The following is an 18,264-nucleotide window of genomic DNA, read 5'->3' as shown; positions in this document are numbered from 1 at the left end:
CGCGGTTCGCGCAGCCGGTTCTTCATGGTGCCCCGTCATCGACGACCACGGTGCCGCGACCCTCGGCCGCCGACGGCTCCTGGCCGGCGGCCGTGTGCGGAAAGGGTCTCGCGTCGTTCAGCGGGCGGCTTGGGTGCCGGTCTTCGCCGTCGCGGCGTGTGCCGGGGGCAGGGACCTTTGGAGGAGGGCGCCGACCAGCAGGACGAGGCCTGCGTTGAGGAGCTGCAGCAGGTCGAGGACGGGTCCGGAGATGACGTCGTTCAGGAACAGGTTGATCGTGAGCAGCAGGGCGCCGTGGGCGGCCACACCGATGCCGACGACGCCGAGCAGGCGCCACTTGCCGAGCGGCGGGTCCTGGTGCTTGAGGAAGACGCCGATCATCCAGGCCGAGGCGGGCAGGAACATCACGACCGCGGTGAGCAGCCCCGGGTTGTACGTGCCGGTGGCGAGGGCGGGGACGATGTGGACGAAGCAGTTGACGATGACGATGCTGTAGAACGCGAACCCCATCATCACGTACTTGCCGGCGAGCAGGGCGCAGATCACCGCCACGACCCAGACCAATCCGATGTTGACGAACAGATAGAACTCTGTCGGGATCGGGCATTCCGGATAGGCGCCCCGGTTGAGCGTGGTGCACAGGAAGTCGGGGAAGGCGTGGTGGGCGCCGTCGGCGGCGATGCCGTACTCCTCGATGTTGTGGAACAGGTACACGACGACGGCGACCCAGCCCAGCCAGGTCGGGTCCTTCCACCGGGGCAGGGCGCGGCCGCCGCGCAGCGCATCGGTCGTCAGGAGGGCGACCGTCAGGACGATCGCGGCTCCGAGGCCGATCCAGGCGAATTCAAGATCGAATGTGGAGAACATGCGCGGGGTGCCTTCCAGGGGTTCTCGGTGCGGATCCGCTGCCGGACGCGGGTCGCCCATCGGGATCCGGACCACCACACTGTATTTCAACACTTGTTGATGTCAACAGCTGTTGATATCGGATAGAGTGCCTGACATGGGCGAGAAGGACTCCGAGCGTCCCGGGCGGCCGCCCGGCGGCGATGGCCGTAACCGGGACCGCATCCTGGCCGCGGCCAGGCACGAGTTCGCGGCCAAGGGGTTCCGGGGGGCGACCATGCGGTCGATCGCCGCGGCGGCGGGGGTCGACGTCGCGCTGCTGGCCCACTACTTCGGCAACAAGGACGGCCTGTTCGCCGCCACCCTCCAGCTGCCCGGCCAGGCGGTCCAGCAGGTCCGGGGGGCCTTCGACGGGCCCGTCGGAGAGCTCGGCGAGCGCCTGACCCTCGCCTACCTGTCGCTGTGGGAGGACCCCGGCCTGGCCGGGTCCCTGAGCGCCACGGTGACGTCGGCCTTCGCCCACGAAGGCGCCCGCGAGCAGCTGCGCGCGCAGCTCACCGCCGCCCTGCCCGAAGACGTCCTCTCCCTGCTGCCCGGCGACGACCCGGACCTGCGCCTGGCCCTGGCACTCAACCACCTGTTCGGCATCGCGCTGGGCCGCCACCTGCTCCGGCTCCCTGCCCTGGCCGACCGCGACCTGCCCGTCCTCCTCGCCGCCGTCGCCCCCACCGTCCAGCACTACCTCGCCGGCCCCCTGGGCCGCCCCGAGCCCGCCACCACCTGAGCCGAGCAGCCACCGCCCAAGGCCCCGTCCCGCCGCAAACACCCCAGAACATCAAAGGAACATCACACGCGACCGTCGCCGCACCGGACGGCAGACGGGATCACCCAGGCAAGCCCTCCAGGGCTCGGGTCGTTCGGAGCGGAAGGTCCACAAAACAGGTCCTAGGTCCAAGGTCCCGGATCGCGCCGACCGGGCGTCCGATGCCGTGGAACACGGCGAGCGGCATAGTCGTGCCAGACAGCGCAGCGCACGTGAAGAGGGGAGGGGCGATGACCGGACCGGACGGGCCAAGTCCGGGCGCCGCCCACCCCAGCGCCCTCAGAGGGTGTGCCAACAAGTGTCCGCCGGTCCCGGTGCAGCCATGACAGGCCACCGAACCACACACGGACGAAAGGCACACCCATGTCCACGACCCAGTCCCCGCCCCGCAGCCGACGGCCGGGGCGGAGCCTCGCGCTGCTCGCGCTCGGGCACCTGATCATCAGTCTCGACTTCACCATCATCTATGTGGCTCTGCCCGACATCGCGACCGATGTTGGCTTCACACCGCACACCCTGCAATGGGTGATCACCGCGTACGCCGTCCTCTACGGAGGCTTCCTGCTGTTCGGCGGCCGGCTGTCCGACCTGATCGGGCGTCGGCGGATGTTCGTGCTCGGCATGGCGCTGTACGGCGTGGCCTCCGTACTGGGCGGCCTGGCCACGACCCCGGCGGTACTGCTCACCGCGCGCGCCTTGCAGGGCCTCGCCGGCGCGGTGCTGTTCCCCGCGGTGCTGGCCCTGGTCAACACCACCTTCGCCGAGGGCAGGGAACGCAACCGCGCCCTGACGGTCTGGGCCATGGCGGGCGCAGGCGGGCTCACCGTGGGCGCGCTGGTCGGCGGGGTGCTCACCCAGGCGCTGGGCTGGCAGGCCGTGTTCTACGTCAACGTCCCGTTGGCCACCGTGGGGGCCGTCGCCGCCTTCGCCCTGCTGCCCTCCGACGGCCGTGTCACCAGAGGAGGCGTCGACGTTCCGGGAACCCTGACCGGTACCGCGGGCGTCACGCTGTTGATCTTCGCGGTGGCGCACGGCTCCGAGGTCGGCTGGGGACGGACCGAGGTGATCGCCGCGGCCGCTCTCGCGGTGGTCCTGCTGGTCGTGTTCCTGCGCGTCCAGGCCCGCGGCCGGACACCGCTGATGCCGCTGCGGCTGTTCCGCAACCGCGCGTTCAGCGGAGGGGTCGTGGTCATCCTCGTCTTCGGGTTGACGATGCAGGCCGTGCCGTACTTCCTGACGCTGTACTTCCAGAACGTCCTCGGCTTCAGCGCCCTGGAGACCGGGCTGGCGTTCCTCGGCCCGACGCTGTCGATCACCGCGGGCAACTTCCTCAGCGAGCGGCTGATCCACCGGTTCGGCACCCGGAACACGCTGGTCGTCGGCATCGTCCTCAACGCCGTGGGCGCCGTGCTCCTGGCCCCCGGCATGCACGTGGGCGGATCCTTCCTCACCGTCCTGACCGGGGTCGTCGTCATCGGCCTGGGCATGGGCGTCACCTACGAGGCCATGTGGATCGCCGCGGGCACCGGCGTCCCGGCGGACGAACAGGGCCTGGCCTCCGGGGTCGCCTCAACCGCGCTGCAGGTGGGAACCGCCGTGGGCCTGGCGGTGCTTGTGGCCGTCGCCAACCGTGACATCGAAGGGCAGGCCCTGGCCGCCACCTCCGCCGAGGGAATGCGCGTCGCCGTCCACGTCCTGGGCGCCGTCATGCTGACAGCCGTCCTGGCCGCCCTCAGGCTCCCCGGCTCGCGTGCCGGGGGCACCGTTGTCTTGAGTGACTCTCGGCGGTCGGACATGTAGGGCATGTGAGGGTTCGGGACACACGCCTGACCGGTATCCAAGGGTTGTCGGGCATGTTGATCACGTCAGGAGCGAGGTCGATCGTCATCTAGGGTCGTCGAGCGAACCTGCCGGCCGGCCGCCTGAAAGCCTGTCGGGCGGCAGGTTCGTCCTGGTCCGCCGCTGCCGCGTCGTCTTGGGACCGGGTGACCTCAGCGGGCACAACGGGCGCATCGCAGGGCATCGATCAGACCAGGAGGTCCAGGGTTCCGGGCGTTTCGATCACCCCGACCTTGTGTGAGACCCCGCCGCCGTCAGCGGTCGAAAAGGGGGAAACGGCGCCCAGCCGTCTGTGCCAGCATGCTTCGTCATGGTGGAACACGAGACGAGCAACGAGATCTTGGCCGCCATCGCCGGCCTGCACGGGATCAGCGCCGAGCAGGTGCGGCCCCTCCCGCAGGGGGTGGCCAACCATGTCTTCCTTCTCGGAGACGACCTGGTCCTGCGCGTCCCACGGGCCGAGCGGTTCCTCCCGGACCTGGTCAAGGAGTCCGCGGTCATTCCCCTCGCCCTGCACGTCGGCGTGCGCGCTCCGGAAGTCGTCGCCTTCGATGACACCTGTTCGGTGGTGGACGTGCCCTACATGGTGCTCACCCGAACGCGGGGAGTAGATCTCGCACGCCTCGAACCACCCGCCGCCGACACCGAGCATCTCTTCCGGAACGTGGGGCGAGAGCTGGGCAAACTGCACCGGCTCTCCCCGGCCACCGCGCCGGCCCTTACCGGCGTCCCCGTGGACAACGACGTCACAGACCCCTGGGCGCTCACCGACCGCCTCCTCAAGGACGGCTGGATCGACGCCGGGACCGCCCGCTGGCTCACCGGATGGTTCGACCGGCTCTCGCCCCATCTCCCCACCAGCCCGCCCATGGTCCTGGTTCACGGCGACATCGCTCCGCAGAACCTGCTCGTCTCCCCGAAGACGACCCAGCTCAACGGCATCGTGGACTGGGGTGATGCCGCATGGGCCGACCCCGCTGTCGACTTCGCCAAGGTGCCCCTCGCCGGCGTCCCGGCCATGCTCGACGGCTACCGACAGCAAACCGGCCAGGAAACCTCAACGAGCGCGCCGATCTGGGAAGCCCGCGTGCTGTGGTTCCACCTCACCTGGGCACTTGGACGCCTGAAAGATCCCGTCCCGCGCCCGGACGAACGCCACTGGACCGCCCCTCCGGCCAGCCGGCTTCTTGGCCTCCTCCGCTTCTTCGCCTCAGCTCCACCGGCCCCTTGGGCCGATCTGTCCTGATGCCTCGCCCGGACCTCCCCGACGACCCGGACGGCCTTCTGCCGTCCGTCACCGTGGGCGCCGACCGCCCTTTCCCGCTCTTCGGCGGCGACCCCGGCCCGGTTCTGGGCCACCCAGTACGGCTCTCGCCCCGTCGGCTCCACCGGCATCTCGTTCACCGACCTGAAGACACTGCTCCCCCAGGCCGCGCCAGGCCAGGTGGCACAGGCGATCGGCACCCGTGGCGTCAGCGGCACGCCGCCGGAGCGCACAGGACCACGTATCCCTTTTCGGAGAAGACCTTGCGGTAACCACGTTTCTGCAGAGCCGCCACATCCGAAGCCTGGTCGGCGACCGAGGCGAAATGGGGTTGCCTCTCGTCGAGATCGGCGACGACCCACGGCGCTCTCTGGGGCCGTTCGGCGGTTTTCGCGGCCCAGGCCACGACGTGTGTTCTCGCGGAGATCTGTGGCCCCAGACTGTTCGCGGTCTCGACCAGTACCCCGTCCGGGACAGTGGCCAGCGCCGCGACGGCGGCGGGTACGCGGTCGGGCGTTCGGTACCACGCGGGTGAGAACAGATTCCCCAACGCGAAGAACGGCACTGTCCCGACCATCATGAGCGCCATTCCCGCCGGGAGGTACAGCGTGGCAGGGCGCGACACCTCCTTACGCGCACGACGCCGAACACGTGCCAGGCCGTCGACCCCCGCACAGACGAGTGCCATGACGACGGCGGAGTTGTAGTGGTAATGGGTGCTCCACCAGCCGGACGCGCCAGGGTCGGTGGCCAGCATCCTGGCCAGCAGCACCGCTCCCGGAGCGAGCATGTACGGCGAGGCCAGGCACAGAAAGAACAACGGCCCCAGGAGGAGCAGCACGGTCCACGCCTTGACGCCGGGGCTGAAAAGAGTGGTCACCACATCGTGCGGCCGGGTGATGACCCCGACGATCGCATCCGACTGATCGGCCCCCCAGAACGAGTAGTACCAGTAGCGATCGGCCTGGCCACCGAAAAACGGAATCACCACATGCGTGGCGAGGTACATGTAGAGGGCACCACAGACGAACAGCGTGGCCCCGAACAAACGCCTTCCACGCGTCAACGCCAGCCCGACACCAAGTCCGGCCACGAAAATTCCCATGTCCTCTTTGACCGCAAGGACAAGGGCCAGGAACGGGATCGTCTGAGCGAGCTTTCCGGCGCTTATCCTCTCGAAAACCAGGGCGGTCAGGAGAGGGACGAAAGCGTACTCGTGGAAGTGGAACGAAACCGCCTCCGCGATGGGCCACGAGAGCAGGTAGGCGACGGACACGAAATAGGCGGCGGGCACTCCCAGAGTCCGGCGCACGAACGTCCAGAGGGGCACCACGGCCAGGGAGAAAAGTATCGCCTGCGCGACGATCAGTGTCTCCGGACCGTCATATATCCAGTACAAGGGCGCCAGCAGCACCAGTATCGGAGATAAATGATCCCCCAGCAGGGAGAACGGAACACCCGGGGTTTCCCAGTTTCCCTTGACGTACGACAGAGGTTCCGAAAAATTCGCATAGCCACGGACGCCCTGATCGAATATCACCAGATCGTAGACGCCCACGCGGAACGTGTAGAACTTGACAAGCCCCAGCGTACCGTACACGACGGCCCCCACGACCACCATCAAACCCACGAAAACCCGGTGGCGAAAAAACGGGGAACCGCCGGAGAGGCCCAAGGACGGCTCTGTCCGCACGCTTTCATCTTCGGCTCTTGATCGCATGCGCTCCATACTGAACGAAAACGCCGCGGTTGGCCGACGTATCGGCCAACCGCGACAAGTGAATGTCAGTACCGGCGCCAGCCGTGGTTGAGGGAGGCGTACCCACTCGGGCAGTAGGCACTCAGGCCGGTCCGGTCGCCGAAGGCCTTCGCTCCGGCGCTCCAGTACCAGACGTTGTTCCCACACTTGACGCCGATCTGGTATTTCTGCGGCCCAGTGCCGTCACACCAGCCGGTACCGGAGCCCTGACAGTGGGCAATGGCGCAGCCACCGTTGTAATCAGCGTTGGCGGCGAGCAGGGCGGCGCCAAAAGCCACCGAGGCGGTCCCGCCCGGGAGAGCTGCGCGATTAGCCTCTCTACTGCATCTACGGATGCCCCGTGGCGGGTGTGGTTCCCAGGCCTCCCGCCCGCGGCAACCCTGCTGTGCACTTGAATCTTGACAATGCCTTTTTTCGCTTCAGGGCGGCCCAAGTGCACGATCGCAAACCGGAACCCGACGCATCGAAAACCCGTGTGGCCACAACATACGGTCCGCGACCTTTTCAGATTACTGTCGAGAAACCCCGAACCGGATTTCCCCGCCAATTCACCTATTCGCCGACAACGTGCCGCATGCGATTACCGTTGTGCCGGGACGTCAGGGCGGCCATTCAGATGGGCCGTCATTCAGCCTCCGTTCCCGACGGCGACGGCCTGCGCCCCGGACCGCCGGGCGCCCCACGAACCGGCCAGAGCGGCGACCCCGGAGCCGTACCGCCGATCGCTCCCGTGTCGCTCGACCGACACCGTTGTCCACAGGCGAACAGGTGAATGTGGACGTACGGCAGGGCCCCAGGAGCCCAGGAAGCCCAGGAAGCCCTTGGACAAGAGGGCACCGGTGAACGCGCCGTGGGATGTCTCAGGTCTGCGGTGTTTCGTCGATCGCTGCGCCGTAGCTCACCTGGCACCGGTCCACGGGGATCACGATGTCAGCCGATGGGCGTCCCCTTGACCAGGGCGAAGGGTTCCCAGCTTGTGGAGAGCATCACCGGTTCGTCGTCGGCGGTGAACACGCCGGAACGGGTGGAACCGCCTGGTAGCACCGCAGTGGCGGAGACGGCCGGTACGCCTTCTCCTACCGCGTCGAACATCCCAGCCCGCAGGCGGACGCGTGGCTCTACGGCTACCGCACCGAGTGCGTGTCCCCCAGTCCAACTACGTCCGGGGACGACGTGAGGTGACGGGAACGGTCTTCTGCCGATCTCTCGCTGACAAATCCTTCGCGGTCTGTTCCCGGCCCTGGACGTTCTCCACGTCCGGGACACAGCGGACGTATTGTCATCAATATGGGGGTGCCCGATGATCGATCCGCCACCGAAGATCCGATTGACCACCACCACACGACTTGTCCTTGATCTGTTCCTGGCCACCGATCCCGACGACCCGCTGTGGGGATACCGCGTCACCGAGGAGACCGGGCTCGGCCCCGGCACGGTCTATCCCTTTCTCGAACGGCTGGAGAAGGCCGGGTGGATCACCGGCTCCTGGGAGGCGGATGTCCCCGAGGGCCGGCCCCGGCGCCGTCTCTACACCCTGTCCGGCACCGGCCGCCAGGAGTACGCCGCCCTTCGGCGGGGCCGTACCTCGCTGTGGTCCTGGAGTCCGAGGAGGGCCGGACGGTGATCGACGACCCGGTCGGCACGGCGGGCTGGTTCGACTCCGACGACTCGGCGTCCGCCGAGATCAGCGACCACGAACGTCTCATGATCATCGGCATCGCCGTCGCCGCCACCCTTCTTCTCCTCGCCTTCAGCGTCTACGTCTGGCTGGACAGCGGCGACCTGTCAGGCAGTCTGTCCTTCGCCGGGATGGCCCTGTTCGTCGGTGGCTCCATCGTCTCGGTCAACGTCCTCGACAGTCCGGCCTTCCGGAACAGGACACGCGGCCTCCTCGCGCTACGCCTCGCCCTGCGCGTCGGTGGCCGCGCCCGGCGGTGGCAGGCCGAAGACTGGCAGGCCGCCGTCGAGGCCTCCCCGAACCCCGTCCGGTACGGCCTCGGCCTGGTCCGCGCCGCCCTGCTGATGAGGCTGTACGACCTCGGCACCCTGCTGCTGAGGGCCGCGTGCTGGGTGCTCGCCTCCAACCACCGCACCTGGTGGCCCCTGGGTTCGGTGCTGGCCTTCGCCGCGGTCAACGTCCACCTCGCCCAGGGCTGGGGTTCGGCCTTCTACACGCTGCCCACCATCGTCGCCTTCCACCTGGGCGTCGAGCACCTTCGCCGCCGCTGGAACATCCCCAGGAAGCGCGACTGACCCGTCCTGCGTGAAGGCGAACCCGGGCATCGGCGGAACAGGGATGTGGATCACCGATGTCCGGGAGGTCGCCTTGCGTGTCCATCTGATGATCGTCGCCAGACGTACGGGCGTCCCGCTGCCGCCCGTGGTCCTCGACGCGGCACGCCGGGGGATCGCCCGTGCCTTCCCGGTGCCCGCCTCGACCCTGGCCTCGGAGGAGTGGCACTCGGCCACCGGTGACACGGCGCTGCTGTCCTGGTCGAACGAGCCCGAGGGGCACGGGTCGCCGATCATGTGCTCCGGTGGCGGCCGGGTCGCGGCCCTCACCGGGCACCTGGCCGAACCGTCCGAGGTGGACCGGCTGCTCGCCGTACCCCGGCTCGGCGAGGCCGTCACCCGCACCGGTGGTGTCTTCTCGATCTTCCGGGTCGCCGGGACGGAGGTGAGCGCCGCCACCGGGCTCACCCGGGCCTGTCCCGTCTTCCACGCCGAGACCCCGGACGTCCACGTCATCGGCAGCCGCGCGCTGCTCGTGCACCTCGTCGCCAGGGCCGCCGAGACGTCGTCGAGCCGCCCCGCGATCGTCTGGGACCTGGCCGCCCTTGAGTCGATGGTGCGGGCGGGCTACTTCCTGTCCGACGAGACGCCGTTCCACGGGGTCGGCGCGCTGCCCCCGGCCGCCGAGATCAGGATCGAGGGCGGGCGCCGTACCGTCACCGAGACCCCGCTCCCCGAGGCCCGCGAGGCCCCCGCCTCCCGACGCGCGGCACGCGCCCAGGTCGACGAACTCGCCGACGCGCTGCTCACCGCCGTACGGCCGCTGCGCCACACCACCGAGCCGGTACGGCTGTCGCTCACCGGCGGCCGTGACAGCCGTCTTCTCGCCGCGCTGCTGCACAGGGCCGGCATCCCGTTCGTGACGGCCACCTCCGGACATGACGACAGCCCCGACGTGGTGCTCGCCGAACGTGTCGCGCGGGCCCTCGGCGTACGGCACAGCGTCGCCCGGCCGAAACGGTCCGACGACGGCACGGAGCTGGTCGTCCCCCATCCCCACGTTCGCGGCCACAACGTCCTGTTCGCCTGCGAGGGCATGATCTCGGTCTACGAGAACATCCCGGCCGGCGTACGGTTCGACCCCACGCCACGGATGTCCGGGCACGGCGGGGAGGTCCTGCGGGGCGGGTTCCTGCACAACCAGGCCGGTCTGGACGCCAAGGCCGTCAGGCGGCGGATCGACGGCCTCTTCAGCAGGAACGCCGACCTGCTGACCGACCAGGGCAGACAGCACGCCCAGGCCCTGGCCTCCCCCTGGCGGGACCTGGACGGCCCCGGCGCCCTGGACCGGCTGTATCTGGCGCACCGTGTGGGCCGCTGGCACGCCGCCTCGCGGGCGTCGTTGCTGCGCGGCCAGAACCCGGTCCCGCCGTTCCTCGACAACCTGGTCGTCAGGACCGCGCTCGGGATCGACCCGCTGTGGCGACGCTCGGAGGCGCTCATCCACGGGGTGATCAACGCCTTCGCGCCCTCGCTGCGGGACGTGCCCGTCGAGGGGCGTCCGTGGCGGTTCACCGAGGAGAGCCGCCCGAGCCTGTGGGACCGGCTCCGCTCACGCGGCCTGTCCCTGCGTCCCGGCCCTTCTGCCGGTTCCTCTGCCGGTTTCCTGAAAGCCTCCGCGGCTTCCGCGGGGAAGCCCTGGAACTGGCGGACCGAGCCCTCGGCCGAGCTGACCGGCCTGCTGCGCGCGGCCGTGATCGACGACCGCGGGGAACTGCGGGCGGACGGGCTGGCACACGTCGTGGACGCGGCCCAGGTGGCACGGCTGCCGGACTCCCGGATGGACGTCCTGTGGCACCTCTACACCGTCTCCACGATGCTCACCGACGCCTTCGCCACCCCCGACCCCCCTGACCTGCCTTCCCTGCGCATCCCCGTTCCGCGTTGATCGAATGGTTGACTTCCCCCATGCGTCTTCGGCAGGAAACACGTCTCTATCGGCTCCTCGTGTCGACCGTGTTCACCGAGGGACTCGACCACGACATGGACCTGTGGGCGCTGGGATTCGGTGCCACATGGGTTCAGGGAATGGACACCGCGGCCATCACGGCGAAGTTCTCCCTGGACCCGAGCACCCGCACGCCCTGCCGTCTGAGCGAGATCCTCGACCGCAGCATCGACGACGGTTCCGTCTGGGTCGCCGAGGTCGGAGACTGGCTCTGCGTCGTGCCCGGAACCTACGACGACCGGTCTTTGCCGCCTCTCAGCGCCAACGGCGGGCAGGCCGTCGGCCTCACCATGGACGTCAACCACACCGAGCGGTTCGCGTACGCCCGCGACGGACGCATGGTCGTCTCCTTCGACCCCCTGTCGCCCGACGAGAGGTCCGGTGACGACCCGCACGCGCTCGACCATCTGATGGAGGGGCTGCGTTTCCAGCTCAACGACCCGTACGACCCCGCGACCCCGGGAGGCCCCGAGGACCTCGTGGAAGAGGACGAGAGCATCAGCTCGACGCTGACGCTCATCGGACGGCTGACGGGAACGGACATCGCCGCCGACTGGTTCGACGCCCCGCATTCCTGTTTCAGGCCCGCCTCGCAGCGGTGACCGTAGGCCCTCGCGCCGCGTCACCGCCGGGTACGGTGCCCGTCCTCCTCGTAGCGTGCCGGCCGTGGCTTCCCTTCGAGGTCGGCCAGGAGTGACAGCGCCAGGTCCTCCAGCAGGAGGTAGCCCGTCGAGGACGCCTGGTCCAGAGCTTGACGGGCGTACCGGATCGCGCGGTCGTGCGTGCCCAGGTCGGCGTGCGCGCGGGCGAGGCCGAGCAGCGGCCTGACCTGCAGGTGCACCATGCCCGCCGTGACGGCGTACGTGAGTGCTCGCTGGTGGGCGTCGAGAGCCTCGCCGTGCTGTCCGGTCATCGCCTGGACGGTGCCGAGGACGTGCGTGGCGCGGCACATGGCGTAAACGTGGCGCGCGCCCTCCGCGCGCTCACCGGCCGAGACCACGGCCTCAAGGGCGAGGTCGAGACGGCCGCGGTCACGGTGGATCTCCGCCAGCGTGGTCAGGCTCTTGGCCTCGGGCACGTGCAGGCCGCTCTCGCGGTCGTGGCCGAGCGCCTCGGTGGCGAGGGCCAGCGCCTCGTCCAGGTCGCCGCTGAGACGCCGGACGGTCGCGAGCTCGTTGAGGGAGTGGCTCAGCTCGCTGCCGCGCAGGTGACGGTGGAGGGCGAGGGCGTCGCGCAGGTGCCGTTCCGCCTCCTCCAGGTCGCCGCATTCCAGGTGCACGGTACCCAGGTTGCCCATGGCGCGGGCCTCGCCGTAGGTGTCGCCGATCTCGCGGTTGAGCTCGACGGACCTGACGAGGTGGTCGATGGCCTGGCGCAGCCTGCCCAGGTCATGACAGGCGGTGGCGGCGTTGTTGTGCGCGGCGGCGGCGCCCGCGGACCAGCCCGCGTGCTCGCTGTACCGAATGGCCAGCTCACAGGCGGCGTGGGCGGCGGAGTAGTCGGCGCGGCACAGAGCGGCCGTGCCCGCGCAGAGGTGCGCCGCCGCCAGGCCGAGCGGGTCGTCCTCGACGGTGGCCGCGTGTGTCGCGGCGTCGGCGATCGCCACGATGTCGGCCAGGCTGGTGGCGGTGTGGTGGACGAGGTGGCCACGCAGGGCGTCGGCGATCAGCCAGGCGTGTCGTCTGGGGCCGGTGACCGGAGGCCTGCGGGTGGCGGAGGAGGGGTCGACGGCACCGGCGGCGTGCAGGGCGAAGGCGACGAGGTTGGCCTGCTCGGCGCTGAACCAGGCCATCGCCTCGGCGCGGGGCCCGAGCCCGGACGGGACGGGGAGCGGCAGGCGGGTGATCGAGGGATAGGCGCTCTCCGCCGCCGCGACGGCCTCGGCCAGGTACCGGTCGCCGAGGCGTTCGAGGGCCCGGACGCCGGTCGCGGGGTCGTCGTCGCGGAGTGTGAGCTCTCCCGCGTACTGCCGGAGCAGGTCGTGACAGGTGTACCGGTACGGCCGGTACTCCTCGATCAGGTGGGCGGCGGCGAGGCGGTCCAGGAGCCGTTCGGCCTCGGCGATCTCGATGTCGGCCAGGGAGGCGACGGCCGACGCGGTGACGTCGGGCCCCTGGACCAGCCCCAGCAGCCTGAACAGGCGCCGCTCCGCCTCCGGCAGGCCCGTGTACGACAGCTCGAACGCCGCCCGGACCGCCACGTCGCCGTCGATCCGCAGCAGGTCCAGCCCTCGCGCGGACAACGCGGCGGCGTACTCGCCCAGCGACCTTCGCGGACGCGTCGCCAGCGTCGCGGCGGCCACACGCAGGGCCAGCGGGAGTCCTCCGCACAGCCGTACGATCCGCTCGGCCGCCTCCGGCTCCGCCGACAACCGTTGTTCCCCGACCATGGAGGCCAGCAGCCGGGCGCTGTTGTCCCGGTCGAGCACGCCGAGTGACAGGTTCCAGGCGCCGTGGGAGACGGTCAGCCCGGCGAGCGCGTTGCGGCTGGTGACGACGACCAGGCAACCGGGATCGCCGGGTAACAGGGGCCGTACCTGTTCGGCCGTCCGCGCGTCGTCGAGCAGCACCAGCATCCGGCGGCCCGACAGGCGCGAGCGGTACAGACCGGCCGCGGCCTCCTCCTGCTCGGGGATCCGCTCCGGAGGTATCCCGAGCGAACCGAGCATCCGCACGAGGGCCTCCAGCGGCGACATGGGCGGGCGGGCCGCGTGCCCGCGCAGGTTCACGTAGAGCCGGCCGTCGGGGAACTCCTCGGCCACGAGATGGCCGAACCGTACGGCCAGGGCGGTCTTGCCCGCGCCGGCCGCGCCGGTGACGGTCGCGATGGAGGGGGCGTCCACGGCGAGGGCATTCCGGCGCAGCAGAGCCAGGTCGTGTTCACGCCCCACGAAGCCGGTCACGTCGGCGGGTAGCTCGGCGGGCACCTGCCTCGCCTCCTCGCGTCCGTGGAACGGCTCGGGGTCGGGGGCGTCGGCGAGGACGGTCGCCTCCAACCGGCGCAGCTCGGGCCCGGGGTCGAGGCCGAGTTCGTCCGCGAGCAGGGTTCGCCCCTCGCGGTACACCTCCAGCGCGTCGGACCGCCGCCCGGAGCCGTGCAGCGCCGTCATGAGCAGTGCCCGCAGATGTTCCCTCAGCGGATGCTCGGCGAGCAGTTCGGACAGCTCACCGACCAGGTCGCGATGCCGGCCGAGGGCCAGGCCCAGTTCGGCCCGCTCCTCAAGGACGCTCAGGCGCAGTTCCTCCCACCGTCCGGCGAAGGCCGCCAGTTCCTCCAGTTCCAGGTCGGCGAGCACCGGGCCGCGCCACAGTGTCAGGGCCTGCCCCAGCAGGTCGGCGGCCTCGGCCTGTCGTCCGGCCCGAGCCGCCTGCCTGCCCCGATCGATGCACCGCTCCGCCTGGTGCGTGTCCACCAGGCCACCAGCCAGCCGGTAGCCGGACCCCTCCGTCCTGATGATCTCCGGTCCGGCGCCCATCCCGCGTAGTTCCCTGCGCAGGGCCGCCACCGCGATCATGACCTGGTTGCGTACGGTCGCCGGCGGGTGCCGCCCCCAGGCGGTGGCCAACCGGTCGATGCTGAGCACCTGGCCGTGGCCGACGACCAGCATGGACAGTACGGCCCGGGCCCGCGGACCGCCCAGCCGCACCGGCCTGCCGTCGACCGTCGCTTCGAGCCGCCCCAGGATGTTGAACCGTACGTCAGGCCCCATGTGATCACGATAGCGAGGGCGGGCGTCCCGTCCGTCCGGAGAGAAACCGTGGTCGTTTCACGCGGGGGCCGTTACCGGAACGAAAAGGGATCGTTCCCCGAAAGGCGCGACCGCTTTTTCGGCGTCGCCGTCATATCGGGTCGATAGCGAAACAAAAGCGGGCGTTCGTAGGGTCGGAACGAATCTCAGGCCGAAACGGTGGGCTGCGCGAAACGGTCGACCGCGAACCTGAACTCCCTACAGAGAAAGCCGAGAAATTGAACACCACGACAAAGTTCGCGTTCGCCGTGGCGGTCGGCACGCTCGCCCTGTCCGTCTTCGCCACCCCTTCCAACGCCAGTTCCGCCGGTGCCGGCCTGCAGACGTCCTCTGTGAACAAGGCCGCCTGCGCGGTTCAGCACCACTTCTACGACGTCGGGTACGCCAGGAGGGTGGACCTCTCCAACGAGTGCTCCTCCACGCGCTACGTCTGCATCGACAAGGTCTGGAACCAGGACTCCGGGCCGCACGCCGTCCCCGGACGGTCGACGAAGACCGTCTCCTACGCCACCTGGCCCGAGCCGACCGGCCGGAGTGTCTACTACGCGAGTTCTTCCAGCAGGTGCTGAACGCGATATACGTCGCTCACAAGAGCTGAAGAGAACGGCCGGCTGGACGGGGGCGTTCCGGCTGACCTCCTCCGAGGAATCTTTGACTGGCCATTCCCAGGCCCACCGTACGGCTTCTCGCACTCCTGTTCCGGGCCCGTTTCACAGCGGTGACCGCGGGTCTGGGGTGCCCGATGGTGTGACCGGCGCATCGGGCACCCCAGAGTCTTCATTCAGGGGTGGAAGGTGTCGAAGTAGTCGGCGGGGATTTTGTTGAGCCAGGCGTGGGTGACACCGGTCCAGCCGATGCGCAGGAAGTCGGCCTTGCCGTCCCCGTCGATGTCGGCGAACTGGATGTCCTTGGGCGGCAGGTCGCCGTCCCCGGCGATCCTGCCGATGTCGCGGTAGGTGCCGCCCGCGCCCTTGGCTCCCTCGTTGATCCAGGCGCGGGCGCCGCCCTTGAGGGTGATCAGGATGCGGTCGGCCCGCTTGTCACCGTTGATGTCGGCGTAGCGGATCTCCCGGGGGTTGGCCAGGGCGCCACTGATCTGCTGGGGAGCGGTCCAGTCCAGCCACTTGCGGCCGTCCTTGTTCTGGAAGTCCCTGTTGTACGCGGCGGTCGTCGTGCCGTCCGGTTTGATCAGCAGGTAGTCGTCCCGGCCGCCCCCGGTGACGTCGGCGAACCGGATCTTCGTGGCCGGGTCGATGTTCAGGATCTCACCCTGCGACCCCTCGTCGAAGACACTGGCCATGCCGTTGTACTTGTTCATGCACATGCGCTGCCCGGAGGGGTTGTCGGCCTTCCAGGTGGAGACCTCCACCTTGCCGGTCAGCCAGACCACCATGCAGTCGGGGAACCCGTCACCGTCGACGTCACCGAAACGCAGCATGTTGCCCACCGCCCCGGCGCCGGGTTCGTAGGAGTTCTGGCCTTCGACGAAGGGCATCCAGTTCTTGCCGGAGGGCCCGCTGTTCCACCAGAACCGGAAGTTCTGCTTCTCGTCGACCGCGACGAACTCGGCCTTGCGGTCCTTGTTGATGTCGACCATCCAGAACCGGCTGGAGGAGGGGTACTGCTGGTCCTGGATGACCCCGCGGTCCTCCCAGTTCGGGCCGAGCTTGGAGCTGTTGTCACCGGTGCCGGTACCGTCGTCCCTCGGGCCGCCACAGGCGTCGGACACCTGGCCGGGATCCTGCTCGGCCGGCGGCCGGAGCCAACCTCTGTCACTCGCCTGACCGGCCGCCTTCACGAACGCCGTGCCGATCTTCTCGTAGCCCTGGTCAGTGGGGTGAATGCCATCGGTGCCGATGTCGGAGAGCTCCAATCCGGTGGTGTCGGTGTACACCACACGCAGGCCGCGTTTCACCAGCAGATCGACCATGGCGGGGATCTGGGCGGTGAACGCCTCACCCCGCGCGTTGGCGCCGGGAAATTTCGGGGAGTTCAAGGGCTGCATCCCCGCCACCAGGACGACGGCCCTCGGAGAGTCACCGGCGATCTGCTCGACCAGTCTTTGGAGCCGCCCGATCGCACCGTCCATCTGGATGTCGTAGAGGACATCGTTGCCGCCGGCGATGAGCGTGATGACGTTGGGCTTGAACACCTTGACCGCGCACTGGGCCTTCCCGGCGATCAGGTCGATCGTGTACCCACGCCAGCCCTCGACCTCCCGGTCCTCCATCGTCCCCACCCGGACCGAGCCCACCCAGTCCACCCAGGGGGTGACGTCGTCACTGACCTCGGTACCGGCGGGCTGTGCCCTGCGCTCCGCGAGATCGTTGAACCCCTGATCGGCGGTGTCGCGGTAACCGTTCCCGTCCGAACTGCCTTCCCCGTAAGTGCTGGACGACCCGAGTGCCATCGGACGCAGGCTCGCGGATCCGATGCCGTTGCGGAGCCTGTGGAGATTCGCGAGAAGGGCTGGAGCGAGGCCCTCAAGATATTGGGCCACGAACTCAAGCGGGCTCCGGAACGCGGTGAACTTCGCCGCCAGGTTCTTCACGCCCTGCGCGATCTTCTGGAGCAGGGGGTTGGCCCCCGTCTCCATCACCGCGAGCGCCTTGCCCAGCACGGCGCCGGTGATGGCTCCGTGGATGCCCACCGCCAACGCCTCCGTCCAGACCGCCGGGTCGGTGAACGGCCTGTTGTCGAAATAGGCGTTCAACAACTCCCCGATCATGCCCCCCACGAATCCGCCGAGGGCTCCGCAGAACGGCGCGGCCGCCGGGGCGCCGACATTGAAGGCTCCCAGGCACAACGCCGAGGTCAGGATCATCGCGCCCGTCCCCACAGTGGCGGAGAGGAACTTCTGCCACCAGTTCGCGTTCGGGCCGACCTGGTCGGCCGGTATCACGATGGCCACCCCGGTGTCGATCACCTGGATGGAGCCTTCGAACCCGACGCCTTCCCATGCGTCCGGGTAAACGCCCACCTCGTACGACTTCAGGAGCGTGATCATGTGATCGCTCAGCGACTGACCCGTCGCCTGTGCTCTGTGGATCTTGTCCACCTCGGCCTGGAGGGGACCACGGTCGACCTGCGAGACCTCGAAGCTCATCACCACGTCGTCGGCGTCCTCCGCCAACGCGGCGAGGCGCGCAGGGGCCTCACCCGCGCACATCAGGCGTATCGCCGAGGCCTGGCCGACGCCGGCGGGCCCGATGCCCCCCAGCCGGGCGGCGGCGCGGTCGGCGCCCTCGCACGAGGACGGCCGGAGCGGTGCACCCGCTTGCGCGGGCGTGACGGCGCCGGCCAGGACCAGCGTCACGGAGACCACAACCGCGGCGATCCGGCTCCACCAGCCTCGGCAGCGGCCGGCTCCCACATTCGAGGCCGACGGTGGACCCGGCAAACGCAGCCGTGCGACCGGCGCGGTATATAACGACTTTCTCAAGAAGCTCTCCTAAAAGGCGTTCCGGTCGCGCCCGACTCGGCGAACCGGCGTGTCATGACAGAGCGGTCACGGTCGCGAACGCGGGCGCGTCGGCTCTCCCGGCCAGACCAGCGGACCTGTACGGGCTTGGGTGCGGCACGGCTGCCTCCCGGCGGGAGGCACTCCTGGACGGAATCGGACACCGCACCGGCAAGCATGTCGCGACAGCCGTACCCGGATCGATCTCGCCTGCTGCCCATGTGAGGTACGGCTCGCGCTACCGCGGTCCCCTGTTCCCGCAGGTCCGGACGTGCCTCGTCTGCG

Annotated in this window: 13 protein-coding genes; 8 read left to right on the top strand and 5 right to left on the bottom strand. The window is 69.4% G+C overall.

What is annotated here, in order from left to right:
* Positions 1 to 117 precede the first annotated feature (117 nt).
* The gene (locus ABT340_RS22880) at positions 118 to 867 is read right to left on the bottom strand and encodes an HXXEE domain-containing protein (protein ID WP_352012826.1); all 750 of its coding nucleotides are present in this window, start codon (positions 865 to 867) and stop codon (positions 118 to 120) included.
* Positions 868 to 1,003: 136 nt separating this feature from the next.
* On the opposite strand from ABT340_RS22880, the gene ABT340_RS22875 reads away from it, so the two are divergent.
* The 3 genes from ABT340_RS22875 to ABT340_RS22865 all read left to right on the top strand — a co-directional run bounded on the left by ABT340_RS22875 (position 1,004) and on the right by ABT340_RS22865 (position 4,754).
* On the top strand, positions 1,004 to 1,630 hold the full coding sequence (locus ABT340_RS22875; RefSeq protein WP_352012825.1) for a TetR/AcrR family transcriptional regulator: 627 nt from the start codon (positions 1,004 to 1,006) through the stop codon (positions 1,628 to 1,630).
* A gap of 402 nt (positions 1,631 to 2,032) precedes the next feature.
* Positions 2,033 to 3,469, top strand: coding sequence for an MFS transporter (locus tag ABT340_RS22870; RefSeq protein WP_352012824.1), 1,437 nt, complete (start codon positions 2,033 to 2,035; stop codon positions 3,467 to 3,469).
* Positions 3,470 to 3,818: 349 nt separating this feature from the next.
* Positions 3,819 to 4,754: a phosphotransferase family protein gene (locus ABT340_RS22865; protein ID WP_352012823.1), complete on the top strand. Its 936-nt coding sequence runs from the start codon at positions 3,819 to 3,821 to the stop codon at positions 4,752 to 4,754.
* A 226-nt stretch (positions 4,755 to 4,980) separates the two neighbouring features.
* Here ABT340_RS22865 and ABT340_RS22860 read toward each other — a convergent pair whose 3' ends face one another.
* The gene (locus ABT340_RS22860) at positions 4,981 to 6,492 is read right to left on the bottom strand and encodes a DUF2079 domain-containing protein (protein WP_352012822.1); all 1,512 of its coding nucleotides are present in this window, start codon (positions 6,490 to 6,492) and stop codon (positions 4,981 to 4,983) included.
* A 969-nt stretch (positions 6,493 to 7,461) separates the two neighbouring features.
* Positions 7,462 to 7,623, bottom strand: a complete 162-nt coding sequence (locus ABT340_RS22855; RefSeq protein ID WP_352012821.1) for a hypothetical protein — start codon at positions 7,621 to 7,623, stop codon at positions 7,462 to 7,464.
* A 208-nt stretch (positions 7,624 to 7,831) separates the two neighbouring features.
* Here ABT340_RS22855 and ABT340_RS22850 point away from each other — a divergent pair, with 208 nt between their 5' ends.
* From ABT340_RS22850 to ABT340_RS22835, 4 genes are all read left to right on the top strand, one after another.
* The gene (locus ABT340_RS22850) at positions 7,832 to 8,155 is read left to right on the top strand and encodes a PadR family transcriptional regulator (RefSeq protein WP_352012820.1); all 324 of its coding nucleotides are present in this window, start codon (positions 7,832 to 7,834) and stop codon (positions 8,153 to 8,155) included.
* The gene (locus ABT340_RS22845) at positions 8,152 to 8,784 is read left to right on the top strand and encodes a hypothetical protein (protein ID WP_352012819.1); all 633 of its coding nucleotides are present in this window, start codon (positions 8,152 to 8,154) and stop codon (positions 8,782 to 8,784) included. The genes ABT340_RS22850 and ABT340_RS22845 overlap by 4 nt, the downstream gene beginning before the upstream one ends.
* Before the next feature lie 73 nt (positions 8,785 to 8,857).
* Entirely contained in the window at positions 8,858 to 10,711 is a 1,854-nt protein-coding gene (locus ABT340_RS22840) for an asparagine synthase-related protein (RefSeq protein WP_352012818.1), read from the top strand.
* Between the two features lie 59 nt (positions 10,712 to 10,770).
* Entirely contained in the window at positions 10,771 to 11,373 is a 603-nt protein-coding gene (locus ABT340_RS22835) for a DUF6461 domain-containing protein (protein ID WP_352012817.1), read from the top strand.
* 20 nt (positions 11,374 to 11,393) lie between these two features.
* Here ABT340_RS22835 and ABT340_RS22830 read toward each other — a convergent pair whose 3' ends face one another.
* A complete protein-coding gene (locus ABT340_RS22830) occupies positions 11,394 to 14,480 on the bottom strand; it encodes an AfsR/SARP family transcriptional regulator (protein WP_352012816.1) in 3,087 nt (1,028 codons plus the stop codon).
* Positions 14,481 to 14,737: 257 nt separating this feature from the next.
* Here ABT340_RS22830 and ABT340_RS22825 point away from each other — a divergent pair, with 257 nt between their 5' ends.
* A complete protein-coding gene (locus ABT340_RS22825; protein WP_352012815.1) occupies positions 14,738 to 15,088 on the top strand; it encodes a hypothetical protein in 351 nt (116 codons plus the stop codon).
* A gap of 212 nt (positions 15,089 to 15,300) precedes the next feature.
* Here ABT340_RS22825 and ABT340_RS22820 read toward each other — a convergent pair whose 3' ends face one another.
* Positions 15,301 to 17,835 carry a GDSL-type esterase/lipase family protein gene (locus ABT340_RS22820; RefSeq protein WP_352012814.1) on the bottom strand — a complete coding sequence of 845 codons (2,535 nt, stop codon included), beginning with the start codon at positions 17,833 to 17,835 and terminating at the stop codon, positions 15,301 to 15,303.
* Positions 17,836 to 18,264 lie beyond the last annotated feature (429 nt).

It is taken from the genome of Streptosporangium sp. NPDC000239 (assembly GCF_040300765.1).
Classification (GTDB): Bacteria; Actinomycetota; Actinomycetes; order Streptosporangiales; family Streptosporangiaceae; genus Streptosporangium.
This window is presented reverse-complemented; position numbering and strand designations above follow the sequence as displayed.

What these genes read in the sequence shown, in the direction of transcription:
- ABT340_RS22880 (WP_352012826.1), bottom strand. Translation starts at nt 867, where the DNA reads ATGTTCTCCACATTCGATCTTGAATTCGCCTGGATCGGCCTCGGAGCC.
- ABT340_RS22870 (WP_352012824.1), top strand. Translation starts at nt 2,033, where the DNA reads ATGTCCACGACCCAGTCCCCGCCCCGCAGCCGACGGCCGGGGCGGAGC.
- ABT340_RS22865 (WP_352012823.1), top strand. Translation starts at nt 3,819, where the DNA reads ATGGTGGAACACGAGACGAGCAACGAGATCTTGGCCGCCATCGCCGGC.
- ABT340_RS22860 (WP_352012822.1), bottom strand. Translation starts at nt 6,492, where the DNA reads ATGCGATCAAGAGCCGAAGATGAAAGCGTGCGGACAGAGCCGTCCTTG.
- ABT340_RS22850 (WP_352012820.1), top strand. Translation starts at nt 7,832, where the DNA reads ATGATCGATCCGCCACCGAAGATCCGATTGACCACCACCACACGACTT.
- ABT340_RS22830 (WP_352012816.1), bottom strand. Translation starts at nt 14,480, where the DNA reads ATGGGGCCTGACGTACGGTTCAACATCCTGGGGCGGCTCGAAGCGACG.
- ABT340_RS22855 (WP_352012821.1), bottom strand. Translation starts at nt 7,623, where the DNA reads ATGTTCGACGCGGTAGGAGAAGGCGTACCGGCCGTCTCCGCCACTGCG.
- ABT340_RS22875 (WP_352012825.1), top strand. Translation starts at nt 1,004, where the DNA reads ATGGGCGAGAAGGACTCCGAGCGTCCCGGGCGGCCGCCCGGCGGCGAT.